Raw genomic sequence first — 24,976 nt, 5'->3', positions numbered from 1 at the left:
GCGAGCATGAGGAGCACCGTTGAGCAGGTTGCGCTGGCTGACCGCGGGGGAGTCGCACGGCCCCGCACTGGTGGCGACGCTGGAGGGTCTTCCCGCCGGCATCCCGGTCACCACGGAGATGGTGGCGGACGCGCTCGCCCGGCGGCGGCTCGGTTACGGCCGCGGTGCGCGGATGAAGTTCGAGCGGGACGAGGTCACCTTCCTCGGCGGTGTCCGGCACGGCCTCACCATGGGCTCCCCGGTCGCCGTGATGGTGGGCAACACCGAGTGGCCCAAGTGGGAGCAGGTCATGTCGGCCGACCCGGTCGACCCCCAGGTGCTGGCCGAGCAGGCCCGTAACGCCCCGCTGACCCGGCCCCGCCCCGGCCACGCCGACCTCGCCGGCATGCAGAAGTACGGCTTCGACGAGGCCCGCCCGGTCCTGGAGCGCGCCAGCGCCCGGGAGACCGCCGCCCGCGTCGCCCTCGGTGCCGTCGCCCGGTCCTACCTCAAGGAGACCGCGGGCATCGAGATCGTCAGCCATGTCGTGGAGCTGGCCGCCGCCAAGGCGCCGTACGGGGTCTACCCGGTCCCCTCCGACGTGGAGCGGCTCGACGCCGACCCGGTGCGCTGCCTCGACGCCGACGCGAGCAAGGCGATGGTCGCCGAGATCGACCAGGCCCACAAGGACGGCGACACGCTAGGCGGTGTCGTCGAGGTGCTGGCGTACGGCGTGCCCGTCGGCCTCGGCTCGCACGTGCACTGGGACCGCCGGCTCGACGCCCGCCTCGCCGGCGCGCTCATGGGCATCCAGGCCATCAAGGGCGTCGAGGTCGGCGACGGCTTCGACCTCGCCCGGGTGCCCGGGTCCCAGGCGCACGACGAGATCCTGGTGACCGAGGACGGCATCAAGCGCGCCTCCGGCCGGGCAGGCGGCACCGAGGGCGGACTCACCACCGGTGAGCTGCTGCGCGTCCGCGCCGCCATGAAGCCGATCGCCACCGTGCCGCGCGCCCTGGCCACCGTCGACGTGGTGACCGGCGAGCCCGCCAAGGCCCACCACCAGCGCTCCGACGTCTGTGCCGTCCCGGCCGCCGGCATCGTCGCCGAGGCGATGGTCGCCCTGGTCCTGGCCGACGCCGTGGCGGAGAAGTTCGGCGGCGACAGCGTCACCGAGACCCGCCGCAACGTGCGGTCGTACCTCGACCACCTCCAGATCCGATGACCGGTCCCCTGGTCGTCCTGGTCGGCCCCATGGGCGTCGGCAAGTCCACGGTCGGCGAACTGCTCGCCGGCCGGCTGGGCACCGGCTACCGGGACACCGACGCGGACGTCGTCGCGACCGCGGGCAAGCCCATCGCGGAGATCTTCTACGACGAGGGCGAGGACCACTTCCGCGCGCTGGAGCGGGAGGCCGTCCGCGCCGCCGTCGCCGAGCACACCGGCGTCCTCTCGCTCGGCGGCGGGGCCGTCCTGGACGAGTCGACCCGCGCGCTGCTCGCCGGCCACCCGGTCGTCTACCTCTCGATGGACGTGGACGAGGCGGTCAAGCGGGTCGGGCTCAACACCGCCCGCCCGCTGCTCGCGGTCAACCCGCGCCGGCAGTGGCGCGAGCTGATGGAGGCCCGCCGGCACCTCTACACCGAGGTCGCCCGCACGGTCGTCGCCACCGACGAGCGCACACCCGAAGAGGTCGCCCAGGCGGTCCTCGACGCACTGGAGCTGCCGGACGGAGCCCCGTCCGGCCGGGAGAACACACCATGACCCAGCAGGCACCCATCCGCGTCCGCATCGCCGGCAGCGCGGGCACCGACCCGTACGAGGTACTGATCGGCCGGCAGCTCCTCGGTGAGCTGCCCGGGCTCATCGGTGAGCGGGCCAAGCGCGTCGCGGTCCTCCACCCGGAGGCGCTCGCCGAGACCGGCGAGGCGGTCCGCCAGGACCTCGCGGACCAGGGCTACGAGGCGATCGCGATCCAGCTGCCCAACGCGGAGGAGGCCAAGACCGTCGAGGTCGCCGCCTACTGCTGGAAGGCGCTCGGCCAGACCGGCTTCACCCGCACCGACGTCATCGTCGGCGTCGGCGGCGGCGCCACCACCGACGTGGCGGGCTTCGTCGCCGCGTCCTGGCTGCGCGGGGTGCGCTGGATCGCCGTACCGACGACCGTGCTCGGCATGGTCGACGCGGCGGTCGGCGGCAAGACCGGCATCAACACCGCCGAGGGCAAGAACCTCGTCGGCGCCTTCCACCCGCCGGCCGGGGTCCTCTGCGACCTGGCCGCCCTGGACTCGCTGCCCGTCCACGACTACGTCTCCGGCATGGCCGAGATCATCAAGGCCGGCTTCATCGCCGATCCGGTGATCCTCGACCTGATCGAAGAGGACCCGCAGGCCGCCCGTACGCCCACCGGACCGCACACCGCCGAGCTCATCGAGCGCTCCATCCGGGTCAAGGCCGACGTCGTCTCCAGCGACCTCAAGGAGTCCGGGCTCCGCGAGATCCTCAACTACGGCCACACCCTGGGCCACGCGATCGAGAAGAACGAGCGCTACAAGTGGCGCCACGGCGCGGCCGTCTCCGTCGGCATGGTCTTCGCCGCCGAACTCGGCCGGCTGGCGGGCCGCCTGGACGACGCCACCGCCGACCGGCACCGCGCGATCCTGGAGTCCGTCGGGCTGCCGCTCACCTACCGCGGCGACCAGTGGCCCAAGCTGCTCGAGAACATGAGGGTCGACAAGAAGTCGCGCGGCGACCTGCTGCGCTTCATCGTCCTGGACGGCCTCGGCAAGCCCGCCGTCCTGGAGGGCCCCGACCCGGCCGTGCTGCTCGCTGCCTACGGGGAGGTCTCGGCATGACCCGCCGGGTCCTCGTGCTCAACGGCCCCAACCTCGGCCGGCTCGGCTCCCGCGAGCCCGACGTCTACGGCTCCACGTCGTACGCGGGGCTCGTGGAGGCGTGCCGCACCCTCGGCAAGGAGCTCGGTCTCGACGCCGACGTGCGCGAGACCAACGACGAGGGCGAGCTGATCCGCTGGCTCCACGAGGCCGCCGACGGCTCGATTCCGGTCGTCATCAACCCGGGCGCCTTCACGCACTACTCGTACGGGATGCGGGACGCGGCCGCCCAGCGCACGGCCCCGCTGATCGAGGTCCACATCTCGAACCCGTACGCACGGGAGGAATTCCGCCACACCTCGGTGATCGCCCCGGTCGCCACCGGGACCGTGGCCGGATTCGGCATCGGGTCCTACCGTCTCGCCCTGCGCGCGCTGGCGGACGAACTCGCGGACTGAGCAGGCGCGTTTCCGGGCAGCGGGCACCTCAGACCCTCCCCGGCCGTTGTCCGTGTGGCGGCCGGGGAAGGTACGGTTGCCGTTGCACCAGCGCCAGTTGCCTGTACGAGACGGAGTTGCACCGGATGCAGCACGCAGTGGGGGCCCCGCTGCCTCCGCCCCAGGGTCCCGGAAACGGCCCCGTCGGCTGGCCGCACCAGGCCCAGCACCCCGGCCCGCCGCACCAGCCCCCGCCCGGCGGGCACCCGGGCCCGCCGCCCGCGGGCCCGCCCGCGCCGCAGGGCCACGGCTGGAGCGGACCGGCACCGCAGCAGGCCCCGGCCCCGGCCACCCGCGAGACCACCGGGCACATCCAGCTGCCGCCCGGCAGGCCCGTACCGCTGCCCGCGCCGCCCGCCGAGCCGGGCACGGGCAACGCGACGCTCGCGGTGCTCCTCATCGGCCCGGCGGGCGCGGGGAAGACCACCGTGGCCCGGCTCTGGGCGGCCCGCCGCCGGGTGCCGACCGCCCACGTCAGCCTGGACGACGTCCGGGAGTGGGTCTGCTCCGGCTTCGCGGACCCGCAGGCCGGGTGGAACGACCAGTCGGAGGCCCAGTACCGCCTGGCCCGCCGCACCTGCGGCTTCGCCGCCCGCAACTTTCTGGCCAACGGGATCTCCTGCATCCTGGACGACGCGGTCTTCCCCGACCGGCCGGTCGTCGGCCTCGGCGGCTGGAAGCGGCACGTCGGCCCCGGGCTCCTGCCCGTCGTGCTGCTGCCCGGCCTGGAGATCGTCCTGGAGCGCAACGCGGAGCGCAGCGGCAACCGCCGCCTCTCCGACGAGGAGGTCGCCCGCATCCACGGCCGGATGGCCGGCTGGTACGGCTCCGGGCTCCCGATCATCGACAACTCGACGTACGACGTGGAGACCACCGCCCGGGTCCTGGACGACATACTCGCCCGCTCCCTGGCCAGCCCCCCTTCCTGGTGAGGCGGCGGGCCCGTCCCGCCCACAGCGGCCCGCCCCCCGGTCGGATGCGCCCGCCGGGCGGGCCCGGCGCCGCGCTCGTACGCTCGACGCATGTCAGAGGTGTACGCCGTCCGACGCGGGCTGCTCCGCGACCGGTGCGCCGCAGTCGGATCCGCGGCCGCCCTGGTCTCCCGCCCCGCCAACGTCCGCTACCTGGCCGGGGGAGCGCCCCCGGGCGCCGTGCTGCTGCTCGGCCCCGGCGAGGACGTTCTGCTCTGCCCCCGCCCGCCGACCGGAGACCCGGCCGACGGCCGCACCGACGAGCACCTGCGCGTCGACCTGCTGCCGGTGGCCGGCGGGGACCCCGTGGTCGCCGCCGCCGACCTCGCCGCCGGGGCCGGCGCGGAGTCGCTGGCCGTCGAGGAGCACGATCTGACGGTCGCCCGGCACCGGGCCATGGCCTCGGTCGCCCCGAAGCTGCGGCTGGCCGATCTGGGCGCGACGGTCGAGCAGCTGCGCATCGTCAAGGACGAGGAGGAGATCGGCTGCCTGCGGATCGCGGCCGAGATCACCGACCAGGCGCTGGGCGAACTCCTCGAATCGATCCTCGTCGGCCGCACCGAACGTCACCTGGCGCTGGAGCTGGAGCGCCGGCTGGTGGACCACGGCGCCGACGGACCCGCCTTCGCGACCTCCGTCGCCACCGGCCCCAACTCCGGCCGGGGCCGCCACCGGCCCTCGGACCGACGGGTGGAGGAAGGAGATTTCCTCTCGGTCTGCCTGGGCGCCAACTACCGGGGCTACCGCTGCGAGATCGGCCGTACCTTCGTCATCGGCACGGCGCCCGCCGACTGGCAGATCGAGCTGTACGAGCTGGTTTTCGCCGCTCAGCGGGCCGGCCGCGAGGCCCTGCTGCCCGGCGCCGAGTACCGCGACGTGGACCGGGCCGCCCGCCATCTCCTGGACTCCGCGGGCCACGGCGAGGGCCTGGCGCCCTTCACAGGACACGGGGTGGGGCTCGAAATCGATGAGGACCCGCAGCTGGCACCCGCCGCCATGGGTAAACTGGACGCTTGTGTGCCGGTCACCGTCGAACCGGGGGTCCACCTCCCGGGCCGGGGCGGGGTCCGGATCGATGACACGCTCGTCGTGCGCCCCGAGGCGGACGGCGGACCCGAGCTACTCACCATTACGACCAAGGAACTGCTCGCGCTCTAGCGCGCGTTTCTCGGTCGTTCCACCAGCTTCAGCCCAGGAGATTCCGCAACCGTGGCTTCCACGAACGACCTCAAGAACGGCATGGTGCTCAAGCTCGACGGAGGCCAGCTCTGGTCCGTCGTCGAGTTCCAGCACGTCAAGCCCGGCAAGGGCCCGGCCTTCGTACGCACGAAGCTCAAGAACGTGCTCTCCGGCAAGGTCGTCGACAAGACCTTCAACGCAGGCATCAAGGTCGAGACGGCCACGGTCGACCGGCGCGACATGCAGTTCTCGTACATGGACGGCGACTACTTCGTCTTCATGGACATGGACACGTACGACCAGCTGATGGTCGACCGCAAGGCCGTCGGTGACACCGCCAACTTCCTGATCGAGGGCTTTACCGCCTCCGTCGCGCAGCACGACGGCGAGGTGCTCTACGTCGAGCTGCCGGCCGCCGTCGAGCTGAAGATCCAGCACACGGACCCGGGCGTCCAGGGCGACCGCTCCACCGGCGGCACCAAGCCGGCCACCCTGGAGACCGGTTACGAGATCGGCGTCCCGCTGTTCATCACCACGGGTGAGACGATCAAGGTCGACACCCGCTCCGGCGAATACATCAGCCGGGTGAACAAGTAGTCGTGGCTGCTCGTAACACGGCGCGCAAGCGCGCCTTCCAGATCCTCTTCGAGGCCGACCAGCGCGACGAGTCCGTGCTGACGGTGCTCGCGGACTGGGTACGGCACTCGCGGTCCGACACCCGCCAGCCGCCGGTCACCGAGTACACGATGGAGCTCGTCGAGGGGTACGCGCAGTACGCGGACCGCATCGACGACCTCATCGTCACCTACGCCGTGGACTGGGAGCTCGACCGCATGCCGGTCGTCGACCGGAACATCCTGCGGCTCGGTGCCTACGAGCTGATCTGGGTCGACGCGACCCCGGACGCGGTGGTCATCGACGAGGCGGTGCAGATCGCCAAGGAGTTCTCCACCGACGACTCCCCGTCCTTCGTGAACGGCCTGCTGGCCCGTTTCAAGGACCTCAAGCCGAACCTCCGCCGGGAGCAGTGACCCGGCGGCGTTCCGCCGTCGAAGGGCCCATGGCTGAAGCCGTGGGCCCTTCGTCATGTCCTCGCGCACCTCGGGGGCTACGAGAAAAGCCGGGCCCGGCGGGGCGTCCGTGAGGGGCCCCGCCGAACCCGGCGGCACGTTTCTCCGAAGGGCCGCTCAGCCCTCGTCGTGGGCGACGGCGCGGCGCGCGTCCGCGTCGAGCACGCCCCAGCTGATCAGCTGCTCCGTCAGCACCGAGGGCGACTGGTCGTAGATCACGGCCAGCGTGCGCAGGTCGTCCTGGCGGATCGACAGCACCTTGCCGTTGTAGTCGCCGCGCTGGCTCTGGATCGTCGCCGCGTAACGCTGGAGGGGGCCGGCCTTCTCCGGCGGCACGTGCGCCAGACGCTCCAGCTGGAGGACCAGCTTCGGCGGCGGCTCGGCGGCACCGCCGGGCGTCGTGCCGGGCAGGAGCTCCTGGACCGGGACGCCGTAGAAGTCCGCCAGCTCGGCAAGGCGCTGCACGGTCACGGCACGGTCGCCGCGCTCGTACGAACCGACCACGACGGCCTTCCAGCGGCCCTGGGACTTCTCCTCCACGCCGTGGAGGGAGAGGCCCTGCTGGGTGCGGATGGCACGGAGCTTGGCCCCGAGCTGTTTTGCGTATTCGCTGGACATAAGGCTCCCCGGACGCTGGAACGTACGCGGCTGGGCCGCGTGGCTGGTAACTCACTGTGAGGTTACGCAGCGTTACTTGGTCGCGTCAAGCTGAGATGGTCCGTACCGGCTCTCCCCGGGGGTGGGGGCGAGCTCCGGCAGGGGCCCTGGTAACGTGGATGACGCAATTTCGACGTCCTTTAAGGTCCGTCCCGTGAGGCGGAGAAGGAGGTCCGTTTCTTATGGACGCACAGTACGACGCCACCGGCAATGCGGCACGCCCCGTTCTGGAGGCTCCCGACATCGCCCGGGTCCTGACCCGCATCGCCCACGAGATCGTCGAACGCGCCAAGGGCGCCGACGACGTGGTGCTCCTCGGCATCCCGACCCGCGGGGTCTTCCTCGCCCGCCGGCTCGCCGACAAGCTCGAAGAGATCACCGGCCGCACGATGCCGGTCGGCTCCCTCGACATCACCATGTACCGCGACGACCTGAGACTGCGCCCCGCGCGCGCCCTGGCCCGCACCGAGATCCCCGGCGAGGGCATCGAGGGCCGCCTGGTCGTCCTGGTGGACGACGTCCTCTTCTCCGGCCGCACGATCCGCGCCGCCCTCGACGCGCTCGGCGACATCGGCCGGCCCCGCGCGGTGCAGCTCGCGGTCCTCGTCGACCGCGGCCACCGCGAACTGCCGATCCGTGCCGACTACGTCGGCAAGAACCTCCCCACGTCGCTGCGGGAGACGGTCAAGGTCCAGCTCGCCGAGGAGGACGGCCGCGACGCCGTGCTGCTCGGGGTCGAGCAGGCCGCCCCCGCGGTCGAGCGTTAGCTTCCCGTCCGTACGGCCCGCCCGCCGTGCGGCGGCTTCCGCGCGCCCGCATGCCTGAAACCTCCAGCCACCCGGAGAACACCCAGATGAAGCGTCACCTCATCTCGGCCGCCGACCTCACCCGCGACGACGCCGTCCTGATCCTCGACACCGCCGAGGAGATGGCCCGGGTCGCGGACCGGCCGATCAAGAAGCTCCCGACCCTGCGCGGCCGGACCGTCGTCAACCTCTTCTTCGAGGACTCGACGCGTACCCGCATCTCCTTCGAGGCGGCGGCCAAACGGCTGTCCGCCGACGTCATCAACTTCTCCGCGAAGGGCTCGTCCGTCTCCAAGGGCGAGTCCCTCAAGGACACCGCCCTGACTCTGGAGGCGATGGGCGCCGACGCCGTCGTCATCCGCCACGGCGCCTCCGGAGCCCCGTACCGGCTGGCCACCTCCGGCTGGATCGACGGTGCCGTCGTCAACGCGGGCGACGGCACCCACGAGCACCCCACCCAGGCCCTGCTGGACGCCTTCACGATGCGCCGCCGGCTCGTCGGTGCCGACGCCGGACTCGGCAAGGACCTCGACGGACGCCGGATCACGATCGTCGGCGACATCCTGCACAGCCGGGTCGCCCGCTCCAACGTGCACCTGCTGAACACACTCGGCGCCCACGTCACCCTGGTCGCCCCGCCCACCCTGGTCCCGGTCGGCGTCGAGCAGTGGCCCTGCGACGTCAGCTACAGCCTCGACGAGGTGCTGCACCGGTCCGACGCTGTGATGATGCTCCGTGTGCAGCGCGAGCGGATGAACGCCGCCTACTTCCCGACCGAGCGCGAGTACTCGCGCCGCTACGGCCTGGACGGCGAGCGGATGGCGAAGATGCCGGAGCACGCCGTCGTCATGCACCCCGGGCCCATGGTCCGCGGCATGGAGATCACCGCCGAGGTCGCCGACTCCGACCGCTGCACGGTCGTGGAGCAGGTCGCCAACGGCGTCTCCATCCGCATGGCCGTGCTCTACCTGCTGCTCGGCGGCTACGAGTCCGCCACCCCCACCGCCGCCCGTACCGAGGAGAACAAGTAATTATGAGCAAGATCCTTATCCGCGGTGCGAAGGTACTCGGCGGCGACCCGCAGGACGTCCTCATCGACGGCGAGACCATCGCCGCGGTCGGCACCGGCCTCGACGCCGGCGCCGCCACCGTGATCGAGGCGGCGGGACAGGTCCTGCTGCCCGGCCTGGTGGACCTCCACACCCACCTGCGCGAGCCCGGCCGCGAGGACTCCGAGACCGTCCTCACCGGCACCAGGGCCGCCGCGGCCGGAGGATTCACCGCCGTCCACGCCATGGCCAACACCTTCCCGGTCGCCGACACCGCCGGTGTGGTCGAGCAGGTCTGGCGCCTCGGCAAGGAGTCCGGCTACTGCGACGTCCAGCCCGTCGGCGCCGTCACCGTCGGCCTGGAGGGCAAGCAGCTCGCCGAGCTCGGCGCCATGCACGACTCCGCCGCCGGCGTGAAGGTCTTCTCCGACGACGGCAAGTGCGTGGACGACGCGGTCATCATGCGCCGCGCCCTGGAGTACGTGAAGGCGTTCGACGGCGTCGTCGCCCAGCACGCCCAGGAGCCCCGCCTCACCGAGGGCGCCCAGATGAACGAGGGCGTCGTCTCGGCCGAGCTGGGCCTCGGCGGCTGGCCCGCCGTCGCCGAGGAGTCGATCATCGCCCGCGACGTCCTGCTCGCCGCGCACGTGGGCTCCCGGGTCCACATCTGCCACCTGTCGACCGCGGGCTCCGTGGAGATCGTGCGCTGGGCCAAGTCCAAGGGGTGGAACGTCACCGCCGAGGTCACCCCGCACCACCTGCTCCTCACCGACGAGCTCGTCCGCAGCTACAACCCCGTCTACAAGGTGAACCCGCCGCTGCGCACCGAGGCCGACGTCATGGCCCTGCGCGAGGCGCTCGCCGACGGCACGATCGACTGCGTCGCCACCGACCACGCCCCGCACCCGCACGAGGACAAGGACTGCGAGTGGGCCGCGGCGGCCATGGGCATGGTGGGCCTGGAGACCGCGCTCTCCGTCGTCCAGCAGACGATGGTCGAGACCGGACTGCTCGACTGGGCCGGCGTCGCCGACCGCATGTCGGTGCGCCCCGCGGCCATCGGACGGCTCGAAGGACACGGCCGCCCCGTCTCGGCCGGTGAGCCTGCCAACCTCACGCTGGTCGATCCGGCATACCGTGGAGAGGTGGACCCCGCGGGCTTCGCCTCCCGCAGCCGCAACACCCCCTACGAGGGGCGCGAGCTGCCGGGCCGAGTGACCCATACCTTCCTGCGGGGCCGTGCCACGGTCGTCGACGGGAAGCTCGCGTGACAACACAGACCCTGTACCACCTGGCCGCCGAGCAGAAGTCGGCGGAAGTGACCGACTGGTCCGCACGGATCAGCTGGGTGATCGGACTCGTCGTCCTCGTCGTGTTCGTCTACTGGCTGATGCGCCAGGGCTGGAAGTGGCGCGGAAACCTCCAGTCCGACCTGCCCGTTCCGGCCACCGCGCCGGAGGGCATCGCGGACGGCGAGCAGCTGCTCACCCTCTCCGGCCGCTACCACGCGTCGACCACGGCCGGGCAGTGGCTCGACCGGATCGTCGCCCACGGCCTCGGCACCCGCAGCCGCGTCGAGCTCACCCTCACCGCCCAGGGCCTCGACGTCGTACGGCCCGGAGCCGCGGACTTCTTCGTCCCGGCCGCCGACCTGCGCGGCGCCCGCACCGAAAGGGCACTGGCGGGCAAGGTCCTGCCCGAGGGCGGACTCCTCGTCATCACCTGGGCGCTCGGCGACCGGCTGATCGACTCCGGATTCCGCTCCGACCACTCGGCCGAACACCCCGCGTGGGTCGACGCCGTCAACCACCTCACCAGCACTACGGAAGGCATCGCACGATGACGACCTCCACCCGGGGAGCCCAGGTTCCCGCCGTACTCGTCCTGGAGGACGGCCGCACCTTCCGCGGCCGCGCCTACGGGGCTGTGGGGGAGACCTTCGGCGAGGCGGTCTTCTCCACCGGCATGACCGGCTACCAGGAGACGCTGACCGACCCCTCGTACCACCGCCAGGTCGTCGTGATGACCGCCCCGCACGTCGGCAACACCGGCGTCAACGACGAGGACCCCGAGTCCAAGCGGATCTGGGTCTCCGGCTACGTCGTCCGCGACCCCGCCCGCACCCCCTCCAACTGGCGCTCCCGCCGCACCCTCGACGAGGAGCTGGCGAACCAGGGCGTCGTCGGCATCAGCGGCGTCGACACCCGCGCCCTCACCCGCCACCTGCGCGAGCGCGGCGCCATGCGCGTCGGCATCTTCTCCGGCGACGCGGTCACCGACGAGGCGGCGATGCTGGCCCGCGTCCAGGAGGCCCCCGAGATGAAGGGCGCCGACCTGTCCGCCGAGGTCGCCACCAAGGAGGCGTACGTCGTCCCCGCGATCGGCACCAAGAAGTTCACCGTCGCCGCGGTCGACCTCGGCATCAAGGGCATGACCCCGCACCGGATGGCCGAGCGCGGCATCGAGGTCCACGTGCTGCCCGCCACCGCGACGCTGGAGGAGGTCTACGCGGTCGCCCCGGACGGCGTCTTCTTCTCCAACGGCCCCGGCGACCCGTCCACCGCCGACCACCCCGTCGCGCTGATGCAGGGCGTCCTGGAGCGGAAGACCCCGCTCTTCGGCATCTGCTTCGGCAACCAGATCCTGGGCCGCGCGCTCGGCTTCGGCACGTACAAGCTGAAGTACGGCCACCGCGGCATCAACCAGCCCGTGCAGGACCGCTCGACCGGCAAGGTCGAGGTCACCGCGCACAACCACGGCTTCGCCGTCGACGCCCCCCTCGACAAGGTCTCCGACACCGCCTACGGGCGCGCCGAGGTCTCCCACGTATGCCTGAACGACCAGGTGGTCGAGGGCCTGCAGCTGCTCGACCGGCCGGCCTTCAGCGTCCAGTACCACCCCGAGGCGGCCGCCGGCCCGCACGACGCCGCGTACCTCTTCGACCGCTTCGTTTCCCTGATGGAGGGCCAGCGTGCCTAAGCGCTCCGATATCCAGTCCGTCCTGGTCATCGGCTCCGGTCCGATCGTCATCGGGCAGGCCGCCGAGTTCGACTACTCCGGCACCCAGGCGTGCCGCGTGCTCAAGGCCGAGGGCCTGCGCGTCATCCTGGTGAACTCCAACCCGGCGACGATCATGACCGACCCGGAGATCGCCGACGCCACGTACGTCGAGCCGATCACCCCGGAGTTCGTCGAGAAGATCATCGCCAAGGAGCGCCCCGACGCGCTGCTGCCCACCCTGGGCGGCCAGACCGCGCTGAACACCGCGATCTCCATGCACGAGAACGGTGTCCTCGAGAAGTACGGCGTCGAGCTCATCGGCGCCAACGTCGAGGCCATCAACAAGGGCGAGGACCGCGACCTCTTCAAGGGCGTCGTGGAGGCCGTCAAGGAGAAGATCGGTTACGGGGAGTCCGCCCGCTCGGTCATCTGCCACTCCATGGACGACGTCCTCGCCGGCGTCGACACCCTCGGCGGCTACCCCGTCGTCGTCCGCCCCTCCTTCACCATGGGCGGCGCCGGCTCCGGCTTCGCCCACGACGAGGAGGAGCTGCGCCGCATCGCGGGCCAGGGCCTCACGCTCTCCCCGACCACCGAGGTGCTGCTCGAAGAGTCCATCCTCGGCTGGAAGGAGTACGAGCTGGAGCTGATGCGCGACCGCAACGACAACGTCGTGGTCGTCTGCTCCATCGAGAACTTCGACCCGATGGGCGTCCACACCGGTGACTCGATCACCGTCGCCCCGGCGATGACCCTCACCGACCGCGAGTACCAGCGGCTGCGCGACATCGGCATCGCGATCATCCGCGAGGTCGGCGTCGACACCGGCGGCTGCAACATCCAGTTCGCGATCGACCCGTCCGACGGGCGCGTCATCGTGATCGAGATGAACCCGCGCGTCTCCCGCTCCTCGGCGCTCGCCTCCAAGGCCACCGGCTTCCCGATCGCCAAGATCGCCGCCAAGCTGGCCGTCGGCTACACGCTGGACGAGATCCCCAACGACATCACCGAGAAGACCCCGGCCTCCTTCGAGCCGACCCTCGACTACGTCGTCGTCAAGGCCCCGCGCTTCGCCTTCGAGAAGTTCCCCTCCGCCGACTCCACCCTCACCACCACCATGAAGTCGGTGGGCGAGGCCATGGCGATCGGCCGGAACTTCACCGAGGCCCTGCAGAAGGCCCTGCGCTCCCTGGAGAAGAAGGGCTCGCAGTTCACCTTCACCGGCGACCCCGGCGACAAGGCCGAGCTGCTGGCCGAGGCGGTCCGCCCGACCGACGGCCGCATCAACACCGTCATGCAGGCGATCCGGGCCGGTGCCACCCAGGAGGAGGTCTTCGACGCCACGAAGATCGACCCCTGGTTCGTGGACCAGCTCTTCCTGATCAAGGAGATCGCCGACGAGCTGGCCGCCGCCGACAAGCTCGGCCCCGAGCTGCTCGCCGAGGCCAAGCGGCACGGCTTCTCCGACGTCCAGATCGCCGGGATCCGCGGCCTGCGCGAGGACGTCGTCCGCGAGGTGCGCCACGCGCTCGGCATCCGCCCGGTCTACAAGACGGTCGACACCTGCGCCGCCGAGTTCGCCGCGAAGACCCCGTACTTCTACTCCTCCTACGACGAGGAGACCGAGGTCGCGCCCCGCACCAAGCCGGCGGTGATCATCCTGGGCTCCGGCCCCAACCGCATCGGCCAGGGCATCGAGTTCGACTACTCCTGCGTCCACGCCTCCTTCGCGCTCAGCGACGCCGGCTACGAGACCGTGATGGTCAACTGCAACCCGGAGACTGTCTCCACCGACTACGACACCTCCGACCGCCTGTACTTCGAGCCCCTGACGCTGGAAGACGTGCTGGAGATCGTGCACGCCGAGTCCCTGGCGGGCCCGATCGCGGGCGTCGTCGTCCAGCTCGGCGGCCAGACCCCGCTTGGCCTCTCGCAGGCGCTCAAGGACAACGGCGTGCCCGTCGTCGGCACCTCCCCGGAGGCGATCCACGCCGCCGAGGACCGCGGCGCCTTCGGCCGCGTCCTGGCCGAGGCCGGCCTGCCCGCCCCCAAGCACGGCACCGCCACCACCTTCGCCGAGGCCAAGGAGATCGCCGACGAGATCGGCTACCCCGTCCTCGTACGCCCGTCGTACGTGCTCGGCGGGCGCGGCATGGAGATCGTGTACGACGAGACCCGGCTCTCCGCGTACATCGCCGAGTCCACCGAGATCAGCCCCACCCGGCCGGTCCTGGTCGACCGCTTCCTCGACGACGCCATCGAGATCGACGTCGACGCCCTCTACGACGGCACCGAGCTCTATCTCGGCGGCGTCATGGAGCACATCGAGGAGGCCGGCATCCACTCCGGCGACTCCGCCTGCGCCCTGCCCCCGATCACCCTCGGCGGCCACGACGTCAAGCGGCTGCGCGCCTCCACGGAGGCCATCGCCAAGGGCGTCGGCGTCCGCGGCCTGATCAACATCCAGTTCGCGCTCTCCGGCGACATCCTCTACGTCCTGGAGGCCAACCCGCGCGCCTCCCGGACCGTGCCCTTCACCTCGAAGGCGACCGCGGTCCCGCTCGCCAAGGCCGCCGCCCGGATCTCGCTGGGCGCGACCGTGGCCGAGCTCCGCGAGGAGGGCCTGCTGCCCAGGAGCGGCGACGGCGGCACACTGCCGCTGGACGCGCCGATCTCCGTCAAGGAGGCCGTCATGCCGTGGTCGCGCTTCCGCGACATCCACGGCCGGGGCGTCGACACCATCCTGGGCCCGGAGATGCGCTCCACCGGCGAGGTCATGGGTATCGACTCGGTCTTCGGCACCGCGTACGCCAAGTCGCAGGCCGGCGCCTACGGGCCGCTGCCCACCAAGGGCCGCGCCTTCATCTCGGTCGCCAACCGCGACAAGCGCTCGATGATCTTCCCGGCCCGTGAGCTGGTCGCCCACGGCTTCGAGCTGCTGGCCACCTCCGGCACCGCCGAGGTCCTGAAGCGCAACGGCATCAACGCCACGGTCGTGCGCAAGCAGTCCGAGGGCGAGGGCCCCGACGGCGAGCCGACCATCGTCCAGCTGATCCACGAGGGCGGTGTCGACCTCATCGTCAACACCCCGTACGGGACCGGCGGCCGGCTCGACGGCTACGAGATCCGCACCGCGGCCGTCGCCCGCTCCGTGCCCTGCCTGACCACGGTCCAGGCGCTCGCCGCGGCCGTCCAGGGCATCGACGCCCTCAACAACGGAGACGTCGGCGTCCGTTCCCTCCAGGAACACGCGGAACATCTGACCGCGGCCCGCGACTAGGCAGCCCACAAGGGGGACACCGGAAACGGTGTCCCCCTCTTCATGAGGACACCGTGATGTACAAGTTCTTCTTCCAGCTGGTCTTCAAGCGCATGGACCCCGAGCAGGCTCACCACCTCGCCTTCCGCTGGATCCGCCTCGCCGCCCGCGTCCCCGTGCTGCGCACCTTCCTGGCCGCCGCCCTCGCCCCCCGCCACAAGGAGCTGCGCACCGAGGCCCTGGGCCTGCGGATGCACGGCCCCTTCGGGCTCGCCGCGGGCTTCGACAAGAACGCCGTCGCGATCGACGGCATGGCGATGCTCGGCTTCGACCACGTCGAGATCGGCACCGTGACCGGCGAGCCGCAGCCCGGCAACCCGAAGAAGCGGCTGTTCCGCCTGGTCGCGGACCGCGCGCTGATCAACCGCATGGGCTTCAACAACGAGGGCTCCGCCGCCGTCGCCGCCCGGCTCGCCGCCCGCACCCCGGTCTTCCGCACGACCGTCGGCGTCAACATCGGCAAGACCAAGGTCGTCCCCGAGGCCGACGCCGCCGCCGACTACGTGAAGTCCACCGAGCGCCTGGCCGCCCACGCGGACTACCTCGTCGTCAACGTCTCCTCGCCCAACACCCCCGGCCTGCGCAACCTCCAGGCCACCGAGTCGCTGCGCCCGCTGCTCACCGCCGTGCGCGAGGCGGCCGACCGCACCGTCACCCACCGCCGCGTCCCGCTGCTCGTCAAGATCGCCCCGGACCTCGCGGACGAGGACGTCGACGCGGTCGCCGATCTGGCCGTCGAGCTGGGCCTGGACGGCATCATCGCCACCAACACCACCATCGCCCGGGACGGGCTGGGGCTGAAGTCCCCGGCGGCCCTGGTGAAGGAGACCGGCGGCCTGTCCGGCGCACCCCTCAAGGAACGCTCCCTGGAGGTCCTGAGCCGCCTCTACCGGCGCGTGGGGGACCGGATCACCCTGGTCGGCGTCGGAGGCGTCGAGAACGCCGAGGACGCCTGGCAGCGCATCCTGGCCGGCGCCACCCTCGTCCAGGGCTACAGCGCCTTCATCTACGAGGGCCCGTTCTACGCCCGCGCGATCCACAAGGGCCTGGCCGCGCGCCTGGCCGCCTCCCCGTACGCCACGCTCGCCGACGCCGTCGGCGCGGAAACCCGGAAGGCAGCGAAATGACCCTGGAACCCTTCGGCGCCCGGCTGCGCCACGCCATGGACACCCGAGGACCGCTCTGCGTCGGCATCGACCCGCACGCCTCGCTGCTCACCGCCTGGGGGCTCAGCGACGACATCGCGGGCCTGGAGCGGTTCACCCGTACGGTCGTCGAGGCACTGGCCGACCGGGTGGCCGTGCTCAAGCCGCAGTCCGCGTTCTTCGAACGCTTCGGCTCGCGCGGCGTCGCCGTCCTGGAGAAGGCCGTCGAGGAGGCGCGTGCGGCCGGGGCGCTCGTCCTGATGGACGCCAAGCGCGGCGACATCGGCTCGACCATGGGCGCCTACGCGGCGACCTACCTGGACAAGGACTCGCCGCTGTTCTCGGACGCGGTCACCGTCTCGCCGTACCTCGGCTTCGGCTCGTTGCGGCCCGCGCTCGACGCGGCGGCGGTCTCCGGCGCCGGTGTCTTCGTCCTCGCGCTGACCTCCAACCCGGAGGGCGCCGAGGTGCAGCGCGCCACGGCCGCCGACGGCCGTCCGCTGGCCCAGCTGATGCTCGACCACATGGCCGCCGAGAACGCGGGCGCCACCCCGCTCGGCTCGGTCGGCGCGGTCGTCGGCGCCACGCTCGGCGACGCGGGTGCGGACCTCGCGATCAACGGTCCGCTGCTCGCCCCGGGCATCGGCGCGCAGGGGGCGACCCCGGCCGATCTGCCGGGCGTCTTCGGCGACGCGGTGCGCAACGTGGTGCCCAGCGTCAGCCGGGGCGTGCTGCGCCACGGGCCGGACGTCGCGGGGCTGCGCGGGGCCGCCGAACGGTTCGCGGACGAGGTCCGCGCGGCCGTCTCGGACCGCTGACCCTGCCACGTAACCGTGTGTTGAAGGAATCCTGAGAAAAAAACTCGGTGGTTATGCCCGAAAAGTCCTGGTCGGCAGAGGCTGACCAGGACTTTTCGTCTGTTCTCGCTGACTCCGGCGGCCTTGGCCGCTAGTCTCCGTCGAGAGCCGACGCGCACGGGGTGTTCGCGGCTCAGCAGGTGAGGGGCGTTCCCGCCGCCTCACCGGTCCGTATCCGACAGATCGACATCCGAGGTGACGTAGGCGTGGCTCTTCCGCCCCTTACCCCTGAACAGCGCGCAGCCGCGCTCGAAAAGGCCGCCGCGGCTCGCCGGGAGCGGGCCGAGGTCAAGAATCGACTCAAGCACTCCGGCGCCTCCCTCCACGAGGTCATCAAGTCGGGCCAGGAGAACGACGTCATCGGCAAGATGAAGGTCTCCGCCCTGCTGGAGTCCCTGCCCGGAGTGGGCAAGGTCCGTGCCAAGCAGATCATGGAGCGGCTCGGCATCTCCGAGAGCCGTCGTGTGCGGGGTCTTGGCTCCAACCAGATCGCATCCCTGGAGCGTGAGTTCGGCGGCACCGCCGCCTGACGTTCTCAGGCACCCCTGAGAACCTGGATAATCGCTCCATGGCTGCAACATCCCGGGGGACGTCCCCCGTACCCCCGGACGTACGTCCGCGGCTGACCGTGCTCTCCGGCCCCTCGGGGGTCGGCAAGAGCACGGTCGTCGCGCATATGCGCAAGGTCCACCCCGAGGTGTGGCTCTCGGTGTCGGCGACGACCCGCAAGCCCCGCCCCGGCGAACGCAACGGCGTCCACTACTTCTTCGTGGACGACGAGGAGTTCGACAAGCTGATCGCCAACGGCGAGCTGCTGGAGTGGGCCGAGTTCGCCGGCAACCGCTACGGCACGCCGCGCCGCGCCGTGCAGGAGCGGCTGGAGGCGGGGGAGCCGGTGCTCCTGGAGATCGACCTCCAGGGTGCCCGGCTGGTCCGCCAGTCCATGGCCGACGCCCAGCTGGTCTTCCTCGCCCCGCCGAGCTGGGAGGAGCTGGTCCGCCGGCTCACCGGCCGGGGGACCGAGGCGCCCGAGGTGATCGAACGCCGCCTCGGCGCCGCCAAGGTGGAGCTGGCCGCCGAATCGGAGTTCGACACCACGCTCGTCAACACCTCCGTCGAGGACGTGGCACGTGAGCTGCTAGCCTTGATGCTGGAGGCTTCCGGCCACCGCGCCGCCGGCGAGTGAACCACCGGCAGCGGGGCCCGGCACCAAAGGCCCCTGACTGTCAAAGAATTCTTTGATCTTCATCCCCTTCGGAAGGCAGAGCGTGTCCTCTTCCATCACCACGCCCGAGGGCATCATCAACCCGCCGATTGATGAGCTCCTCGAAGCAACCGACTCGAAGTACAGCCTCGTGATCTACGCCGCCAAGCGCGCGCGCCAGATCAACGCGTACTACTCGCAGCTCGGTGAGGGCCTCCTCGAGTACGTCGGTCCGCTCGTCGACACCCACGTGCACGAGAAGCCGCTCTCGATCGCGCTCCGCGAGATCAACGCGGGCCTGCTCACGTCCGAGGCCATCGAGGGCCCCGCGCAGTAAGCAGCGACGACGCGTCTTCATCCCGGGCCCGGCGGATCATCCGCCGGGCCCGGGGTGTGTCCGGGCCGACCGGCCGGCGCCCGCGCCCGTGAGGCAGCATGGAGACGTACGTACGCAGGGTGCGTAACCGAGTGCGGGGAGACGCAGTGGACAAGCCGAAGGTCGTTCTGGGGGTCAGCGGCGGCATCGCCGCGTACAAGGCGTGCGAGCTGCTGCGCCGGCTGACCGAGTCCGGCCACGACGTACGGGTCGTCCCCACCGCGTCCGCCCTGAACTTCGTCGGCGCCGCGACCTGGTCGGCGCTCTCCGGCCACCCCGTCTCCACCGAGGTGTGGAACGACGTCCACCAGGTGCCCCACGTCCGGATCGGGCAGCACGCCGACCTCGTCGTCGTCGCCCCCGCCACCGCCGACATGCTGGCCAAGGCCGCCCACGGCCTCGCCGACGACCTGCTCACCAACACCCTGCTCACCGCCCGCTGCCCGGTCGTCTTCGCCCCGGCCATGCACACCGAGATGTGGGAGCACCCGGCCACCCAGGAGAACGTCGCGACGCTGCGACGCCGGGGCGCCGTCGTCATCGAGCCCGCCGTCGGCCGCCTCACCGGCGTCGACACCGGCAAGGGCCGGCTCCCCGACCCGGGCGAGATCTACGAGGTCTGCCGCCGGGTCCTCGCCCGGGGCGCTGCCGCCCCCGACCTGGCGGGCCGGCACGTGGTGATCAGCGCCGGCGGTACGAGGGAGCCCCTCGACCCCGTCCGCTACCTCGGCAACCGCTCCTCCGGCAAGCAGGGCTACGCGCTCGCCCGCACCGCCGTCGCGCGCGGCGCCCGGGTCACCCTGGTCGAGGCCAACACCGGGCTGCCCGACCCGTCCGGCGCCGATGTGGTCCGGGCCGGCACCGCGACGCAGCTGCGCGAGGCCGTGCTGAAGGCGGCCCGGGAGGCCGACGTCGTGGTCATGGCGGCCGCGGTCGCCGACTTCCGGCCCGCCGAGTACGCCACCGGGAAGATCAAGAAGAAGGACGGCCAGGAGCCCGCCCCGATCACCCTCGTCCGCAATCCGGACATCCTCGCCGAGGTCTCCGCCGAGCGCGCCACGCCCGGGCAGATCGTCGTCGGATTCGCCGCCGAGACCGACGACGTCCTGGCCAACGGCCGCGAGAAACTGCGCCGCAAGGGCTGCGACCTGCTGGTGGTCAACGAGGTCGGGGAGCGCAAGACCTTCGGCTCCGAGGAGAACGAGGCCGTGGTGCTCGCCGCCGACGGCACCGAGACCCCCGTCCCCCACGGGCCCAAGGAGGCCCTGGCCGACACGGTGTGGGATCTCGTCGCGGCGCGCCTCGGATGAATTTCGAGTGACACGCCGGGACGCACAGCACCCCCGCGACACGGCCCCGGACCTTGCGGCAGCAGGCTTCCGGGGTCCTCCGGGCCCGGTGGAACACGTCACACGACGGCCAAAGGGCGAGACACGTTGTCCGACGGCCGGAGCCGACCGATAAACTGCTCCCTGGACCGTGCCGGGCGCAGCTCCCGGACCGTCCGGCCAATGATCAGCCAGCAGCCGCTGCAACCCCAGGGAGCGATGTGTCCCGCCGTCTCTTCACCTCGGAGTCCGTGACCGAGGGCCACCCCGACAAGATCGCCGACCAGATCAGCGACACCATTCTCGACGCGCTCCTGCGCGAGGACCCCTCCTCCCGCGTCGCCGTCGAGACCCTGATCACCACCGGTCTCGTGCACGTCGCGGGTGAGGTCACGACCAAGGCCTACGCCGACATTCCGACGCTGGTCCGCAACAAGGTCCTGGAGATCGGCTACGACTCCTCGAAGAAGGGCTTCGACGGCGCCTCCTGCGGCGTCTCGGTGTCCATCGGCGCGCAGTCCCCGGACATCGCGCAGGGCGTCGACACCGCCTACGAGAAGCGCGTCGAGGGCGACGAGGACGAGCTCGACAAGCAGGGGGCCGGCGACCAGGGCCTGATGTTCGGCTACGCCTGCGACGAGACCCCCGAGCTCATGCCGCTGCCGATCTACCTCGCGCACCGGCTCTCCCGCCGCCTGTCCGAGGTCCGCAAGAACGGGACCATCCCGTACCTGCGCCCCGACGGCAAGACCCAGGTCACCATCGAGTACGACGGCGACAAGGCCGTCCGCCTCGACACCGTCGTCGTCTCCTCGCAGCACGCCAGCGACATCGACCTCGACTCGCTGCTCGCGCCCGACATCCGCGAGTTCGTCGTCGAGCACGTGCTGAACCAGCTCATCGAGGACGGCATCAAGCTCGACACCGAGGGCTACCGCCTCCTGGTCAACCCGACCGGGCGCTTCGAGATCGGCGGCCCGATGGGCGACGCCGGTCTGACCGGCCGCAAGATCATCATCGACACCTACGGGGGCATGGCCCGCCACGGCGGCGGCGCCTTCTCCGGCAAGGACCCGTCGAAGGTGGACCGCTCGGCCGCCTACGCCATGCGCTGGGTCGCCAAGAACGTCGTCGCCGCCGGCCTCGCGGCCCGCTGCGAGGTCCAGGTCGCCTACGCGATCGGCAAGGCCGAGCCGGTGGGCCTCTTCGTGGAGACCTTCGGCACCGCCGCGATCGAGACCGAGAAGATCGAGCACGCCATCGGCGAGGTCTTCGACCTCCGCCCGGCCGCGATCATCCGCGACCTCGACCTGCTGCGCCCGATCTACGCCCAGACCGCCGCGTACGGCCACTTCGGCCGCGAGCTGCCCGACTTCACGTGGGAGCGCACGGACCGGGTGGACGCGCTGCGCGCCGCCGCCGGCCTGTAGGCACCGCACACAGCCGGTCCTCGCCGGAGCCCGGACGCCGTCACGGTGTCCGGGCTCCGGCGTTTCACGGCCGGGAGTCACGGGGCGGGCCGGCGCCGTTGTCCGAGGCGTCTGGTAGGGATGGAGCTGTGAGCAGCGAGAACGAGCGGACCGACGAGCCCGGGGCCGGGGCGCCGGAACAGCTTGCGCTGATCCGGGAGGCCGTCCGCCGGGCCGATGTGCCGCGCGCCAAACCGCGCACCTGGCGCGGCGCCGCGCTCGCCGAGGAGCTGCCCGTCGCCCGCGTCCTCGTCAACAAGGGCGCGCTCCACCTCGACCAGTACTTCGACTACGCGGTCCCCGAGGAGCTGGACGCCGACGCACAGCCCGGGGTGCGCGTCCGGGTCCGCTTCGGGGCCGGGGGCCGCCATGTGCGCGGCGGCCGGCGCGAGGGCGGCGGTCTCATCGACGGCTTCCTCATCGAGCGGCTGGCCGAGTCCGACTACAACGGGGCGCTCGCCGCGCTCGCCTCCGTCGTCTCCCCGGAGCCGGTCCTCGGCCCGGACCTTCTCGCCCTCGCCCGCGCCGTCGCCGACCGGTACGCGGGCAGCCTCGCGGACGTCCTCCAGCTCGCCGTCCCCCCGCGCAACGCGCAGGCCGAATCCAAGCCGTCGCCCGCGCCCCTGCCCGCCCCCGCGCGCCCCGCCCCCGGGAGCTGGGAGCGGTACGCCCAGGGGCCCGCGTTCCTCTCCGCGCTGGCCGGCGGGGGCGCCCCCCGGGCCGTGTGGACCGCGCTGCCCGGACCGCACTGGCCGGCCGAGATCGCCACGGCCGTCGCCGCGACCCTGTCCGCCGGACGCGGGGCCCTCGTCGTCGTCCCCGACGGGCGGACCGCCGCCCGGGTCGACGCGGCGCTCACCGCCCTGCTCGGCGAGGGGCGGCACGCGCTGCTCACCGCCGGCTCCGGACCCGGGAAGCGCTACCGGGAATGGCTCGCCGTGCGGCGCGGCTCCGTCCGGGCGGTGGTGGGGACCAGAGCGGCGATGTTCGCGCCCGTCGCCGACCTCGGGCTCGTCGTCGTCTGGGACGACGGGGACTCCAGCCACAGCGACGACCGGGCCCCCTTCCCGCATGTCCGGGAGGTCCTGGAGCTGCGGGCCACGCACGGCCGGTGCGCCTTTCTGCTCGGCTCCGTCAGCTGCACGGTGGAGGCCGCGCAATTGGTGGAGAGCGGGTGGGCGCTGCCGCTGCGTGCCGACCGGGACCAGGTGCGGGCGGCGGCGCCCGTCATCCGCACCGTGGGCGACGGCGAGCTCGCGCGGGACGGGGCGGCCCGGGCCGCCCGGCTGCCCAGCCTCGCCTGGCAGACGGTCCGGGACGGGCTGCGCACCGGGCCGGTGCTGGTCCAGGTGCCCCGCCGGGGTTACGCCCCCCGGCTCGCCTGCGAGCGCTGCCGTGAGCCCGCCCGGTGCCGGCAGTGCGCGGGGCCGCTGGAGGCGCCCGACCAGCAGGACCTGAACTGCGCGTGGTGCGGGCGGGCCGAGACGTCCTGGCACTGCGTGGCCTGTGGGGGGCGGCGGCTGCGCGCCCAGATCGTGGGGGCCCGGCGCACGGCGGAGGAGCTGGGCCGGGCGTTCCCGGCCGTGCCGGTGCGGACCTCCGGGCGCGACCACGTCCTCGAATCCGTACCGGACCAGCCCGCGCTCGTCGTCAGCACGCCGGGCGCCGAGCCGGTCGCGGAGGGCGGTTACGCGGCGGCGCTCCTGCTCGACGGCTGGGCGATGGTCGGCCGGCCCGACCTGCGCGCCGGTGAGGAGGCGCTGCGCCGGTGGACGGCCGCCGCCGCGCTGGTCCGGGGGCGGCCCGAGGGCGGCACGGTGGTCGTCGTCGCCGAGCCGACGCTGCGGCCCGTGCAGGCGCTGGTCCGCTGGGACCCGGTCGGGCACGCCCGGCGGGAGCTGGCGGAGCGGGCCGAGCTGGGCTTCCCGCCCGTGTCCCGGATGGCGTCGGTGACGGGGGCGCCGGAGGCGCTGGCCGCGTTTCTCGCGGGGGCGCGGTTGCCTTCGGACGCGGAGGTGCTGGGGCCCGTGCCGGTGCCGGCCGCGGAGCCGGGGCGGCCCCGCAGGGCGTTCGAGGCGCCGGCGGGGGAGGTCTGGGAGCGGGCCTTGGTGCGGGTGCCGCCCGGGAGCGGGGCGGCGCTGGCCACGGCGTTGCGGGCCGCGCGGGTTGCGCGCGGTGGGGGTGGGGGTGCGGTGCGGGTGCGGGTGGATCCGGTGGACATCGGCTGAGGTTTCGTCCTCAAGCGCCGGACGGGCTGGATGGGGCGCGGGCGGCGTGTGGGTGCGCGCACGCCTCGGTTGGGGTTTTGTCCTCAAGCGCCGGACGGGCTGGATTGTGCCGACGGGTCGGATTGCGCCGACGGGCTTGGTCGCGCCGACGGGCTGGATGGGGCGCGGGCGGCGTGTGGGTGCGCGCACGCCTCGGTTGGGGTTTTGTCCTCAAGCGCCGGACGGGCTGGATTGTGTGCGGGTGCGTGTGGGGGACCCGCGGTGCTCGCCGCCCCCTCGCGTGTGCGACGGGGCGGCTCGCTCGCCCGTGGGTCAGCCGTTGCGGGGGCCCGGGAAGGGGTTGGGGCGGTCTGTCGGGGGTTGGGGGGCGCGGGCGGCGGGGACCGTGGGGGCGCGTTGGGGGACGACCTCCGCGGCCTCGGGCGCCGAGGGCTGGGGGGCCGTGCGCCGTGATCCGTAGCGGCGGTGGACGGCCTGCTTGGTGACCCCGAGGGCGGAGCCCACCGCGTCCCAGGAGAAGCCCAGTGAGCGGTCGAAGTCCACGGCAGCCGTGACCAGCGTCTCGACGCTGTCCCGCAGTTCCTGGGCCAGTCTGACCGTCGGGGCCGGGGCCCTGCCGTAGACGACGAAGCCCGCGGACGGGCCGGTGCGGCGCGGACGGTAGACGTTGCCCAGCTGAGCGGTGAGCGTGCGCAGTGCGTCCACCTGCCGCCGGACCCGCTCGATGTCCCGCACCAGGAGATGCAGGCTGGCCCGCGCTTGGGCGTCGTGGGTTGCGTGGTCGGCCATGAAGAAGCCTCTCGAACCGGCGTTGAAAGGGATCGGGCCGCACCAGGGCGGCTCGCTTCGGTCAATCTCTCTTGACCAACGCCGCACCCGGGGGTCTGGTCACGCTCAGGGGGCGTATGCGCACCTGCGAGGGGCGCGCGATTGCGCGTACGCCCCCCGGCCCGCCGCCCCATAGACTTGTGCGTTGCTCGTCACCGTAACGTTTCGGCCTGAGAGTCC

General features: G+C 72.3%; 24 protein-coding genes. 22 read left to right on the top strand and 2 right to left on the bottom strand.

What is annotated here, in order from left to right; all coding sequences use genetic code 11:
* Positions 1-19: 19 nt before the first annotated feature.
* The 8 genes from aroC to nusB all read left to right on the top strand — a co-directional run bounded on the left by aroC (position 20) and on the right by nusB (position 6,491).
* Positions 20-1,204 carry a chorismate synthase gene (gene aroC, locus ABZ565_RS14895; protein ID WP_361025545.1) on the top strand — a complete coding sequence of 395 codons (1,185 nt, stop codon included), beginning with the start codon at positions 20-22 and terminating at the stop codon, positions 1,202-1,204.
* Entirely contained in the window at positions 1,201-1,743 is a 543-nt protein-coding gene (locus ABZ565_RS14890) for a shikimate kinase (RefSeq protein ID WP_361025542.1), read from the top strand. The genes aroC and ABZ565_RS14890 overlap by 4 nt, the downstream gene beginning before the upstream one ends.
* Positions 1,740-2,834, top strand: coding sequence for a 3-dehydroquinate synthase (gene aroB, locus ABZ565_RS14885; protein WP_361025539.1), 1,095 nt, complete (start codon positions 1,740-1,742; stop codon positions 2,832-2,834). The genes ABZ565_RS14890 and aroB overlap by 4 nt, the downstream gene beginning before the upstream one ends.
* Positions 2,831-3,271, top strand: a complete 441-nt coding sequence (gene aroQ, locus ABZ565_RS14880) for a type II 3-dehydroquinate dehydratase (RefSeq protein WP_164404156.1) — start codon at positions 2,831-2,833, stop codon at positions 3,269-3,271. Before aroB ends, aroQ begins: the two co-directional genes overlap by 4 nt.
* Before the next feature lie 125 nt (positions 3,272-3,396).
* Positions 3,397-4,242 (top strand): Pro-rich N-terminal domain-containing protein, encoded by an 846-nt coding sequence (locus ABZ565_RS14875; RefSeq protein WP_361025535.1) that lies wholly within the window; start codon positions 3,397-3,399, stop codon positions 4,240-4,242.
* A 90-nt stretch (positions 4,243-4,332) separates the two neighbouring features.
* The gene (locus ABZ565_RS14870) at positions 4,333-5,439 is read left to right on the top strand and encodes an aminopeptidase P family protein (RefSeq protein WP_361025531.1); all 1,107 of its coding nucleotides are present in this window, start codon (positions 4,333-4,335) and stop codon (positions 5,437-5,439) included.
* 51 nt (positions 5,440-5,490) lie between these two features.
* Positions 5,491-6,057, top strand: coding sequence for an elongation factor P (gene efp, locus ABZ565_RS14865; protein WP_018103901.1), 567 nt, complete (start codon positions 5,491-5,493; stop codon positions 6,055-6,057).
* A gap of 2 nt (positions 6,058-6,059) precedes the next feature.
* On the top strand, positions 6,060-6,491 hold the full coding sequence (nusB, locus tag ABZ565_RS14860) for a transcription antitermination factor NusB (RefSeq protein WP_147973393.1): 432 nt from the start codon (positions 6,060-6,062) through the stop codon (positions 6,489-6,491).
* A gap of 156 nt (positions 6,492-6,647) precedes the next feature.
* Here the strand turns inward: nusB and bldD are convergent, their stop codons facing one another.
* Entirely contained in the window at positions 6,648-7,148 is a 501-nt protein-coding gene (gene bldD, locus ABZ565_RS14855) for a transcriptional regulator BldD (protein WP_018103903.1), read from the bottom strand.
* Between the two features lie 221 nt (positions 7,149-7,369).
* Between bldD and pyrR the strand changes: the two genes are divergently transcribed.
* From pyrR to ABZ565_RS14785, 14 genes are all read left to right on the top strand, one after another.
* Positions 7,370-7,954 carry a bifunctional pyr operon transcriptional regulator/uracil phosphoribosyltransferase PyrR gene (gene pyrR, locus ABZ565_RS14850; RefSeq protein ID WP_361025526.1) on the top strand — a complete coding sequence of 195 codons (585 nt, stop codon included), beginning with the start codon at positions 7,370-7,372 and terminating at the stop codon, positions 7,952-7,954.
* Between the two features lie 86 nt (positions 7,955-8,040).
* The gene (locus ABZ565_RS14845) at positions 8,041-9,024 is read left to right on the top strand and encodes an aspartate carbamoyltransferase catalytic subunit (RefSeq protein ID WP_361025893.1); all 984 of its coding nucleotides are present in this window, start codon (positions 8,041-8,043) and stop codon (positions 9,022-9,024) included.
* A gap of 2 nt (positions 9,025-9,026) precedes the next feature.
* A complete protein-coding gene (locus ABZ565_RS14840; RefSeq protein WP_361025523.1) occupies positions 9,027-10,313 on the top strand; it encodes a dihydroorotase in 1,287 nt (428 codons plus the stop codon).
* Positions 10,310-10,885: a hypothetical protein gene (locus tag ABZ565_RS14835; RefSeq protein WP_361025520.1), complete on the top strand. Its 576-nt coding sequence runs from the start codon at positions 10,310-10,312 to the stop codon at positions 10,883-10,885. Before ABZ565_RS14840 ends, ABZ565_RS14835 begins: the two co-directional genes overlap by 4 nt.
* Positions 10,882-12,021, top strand: coding sequence for a glutamine-hydrolyzing carbamoyl-phosphate synthase small subunit (carA, locus tag ABZ565_RS14830; RefSeq protein WP_361025517.1), 1,140 nt, complete (start codon positions 10,882-10,884; stop codon positions 12,019-12,021). The genes ABZ565_RS14835 and carA overlap by 4 nt, the downstream gene beginning before the upstream one ends.
* Positions 12,014-15,322: a carbamoyl-phosphate synthase large subunit gene (gene carB, locus ABZ565_RS14825; RefSeq protein WP_361025514.1), complete on the top strand. Its 3,309-nt coding sequence runs from the start codon at positions 12,014-12,016 to the stop codon at positions 15,320-15,322. Before carA ends, carB begins: the two co-directional genes overlap by 8 nt.
* A 56-nt stretch (positions 15,323-15,378) precedes the next feature.
* The gene (locus ABZ565_RS14820) at positions 15,379-16,488 is read left to right on the top strand and encodes a quinone-dependent dihydroorotate dehydrogenase (protein WP_361025511.1); all 1,110 of its coding nucleotides are present in this window, start codon (positions 15,379-15,381) and stop codon (positions 16,486-16,488) included.
* Positions 16,485-17,324 (top strand): orotidine-5'-phosphate decarboxylase, encoded by an 840-nt coding sequence (pyrF, locus tag ABZ565_RS14815; protein ID WP_361025508.1) that lies wholly within the window; start codon positions 16,485-16,487, stop codon positions 17,322-17,324. Before ABZ565_RS14820 ends, pyrF begins: the two co-directional genes overlap by 4 nt.
* A 245-nt stretch (positions 17,325-17,569) precedes the next feature.
* Positions 17,570-17,893 carry an integration host factor gene (locus ABZ565_RS14810; RefSeq protein WP_018103912.1) on the top strand — a complete coding sequence of 108 codons (324 nt, stop codon included), beginning with the start codon at positions 17,570-17,572 and terminating at the stop codon, positions 17,891-17,893.
* Positions 17,894-17,931: 38 nt separating this feature from the next.
* Entirely contained in the window at positions 17,932-18,549 is a 618-nt protein-coding gene (gene gmk / locus ABZ565_RS14805) for a guanylate kinase (RefSeq protein WP_132904137.1), read from the top strand.
* A gap of 82 nt (positions 18,550-18,631) precedes the next feature.
* Positions 18,632-18,904, top strand: coding sequence for a DNA-directed RNA polymerase subunit omega (gene rpoZ, locus ABZ565_RS14800; RefSeq protein WP_003970369.1), 273 nt, complete (start codon positions 18,632-18,634; stop codon positions 18,902-18,904).
* 146 nt (positions 18,905-19,050) lie between these two features.
* On the top strand, positions 19,051-20,253 hold the full coding sequence (gene coaBC, locus ABZ565_RS14795; RefSeq protein ID WP_361025503.1) for a bifunctional phosphopantothenoylcysteine decarboxylase/phosphopantothenate--cysteine ligase CoaBC: 1,203 nt from the start codon (positions 19,051-19,053) through the stop codon (positions 20,251-20,253).
* A gap of 239 nt (positions 20,254-20,492) precedes the next feature.
* A complete protein-coding gene (gene metK / locus ABZ565_RS14790) occupies positions 20,493-21,701 on the top strand; it encodes a methionine adenosyltransferase (RefSeq protein WP_164640913.1) in 1,209 nt (402 codons plus the stop codon).
* 128 nt (positions 21,702-21,829) lie between these two features.
* Positions 21,830-23,968, top strand: coding sequence for a primosomal protein N' (locus tag ABZ565_RS14785; protein WP_361025499.1), 2,139 nt, complete (start codon positions 21,830-21,832; stop codon positions 23,966-23,968).
* A 312-nt stretch (positions 23,969-24,280) separates the two neighbouring features.
* On the opposite strand, the gene ABZ565_RS14780 is transcribed toward ABZ565_RS14785, so the two are convergent.
* On the bottom strand, positions 24,281-24,757 hold the full coding sequence (locus tag ABZ565_RS14780; protein WP_361025496.1) for a hypothetical protein: 477 nt from the start codon (positions 24,755-24,757) through the stop codon (positions 24,281-24,283).
* Between the last annotated feature and the right edge of the window lie 219 nt (positions 24,758-24,976).

It is taken from the genome of Streptomyces sp. NPDC016469 (genome assembly GCF_040632905.1).
Lineage (GTDB): Bacteria > Actinomycetota > Actinomycetes > Streptomycetales > Streptomycetaceae > Streptomyces.
The sequence above is the reverse complement of the archived record's forward strand: the minus strand, read 5'-3'. Positions and strand labels throughout refer to the sequence as shown.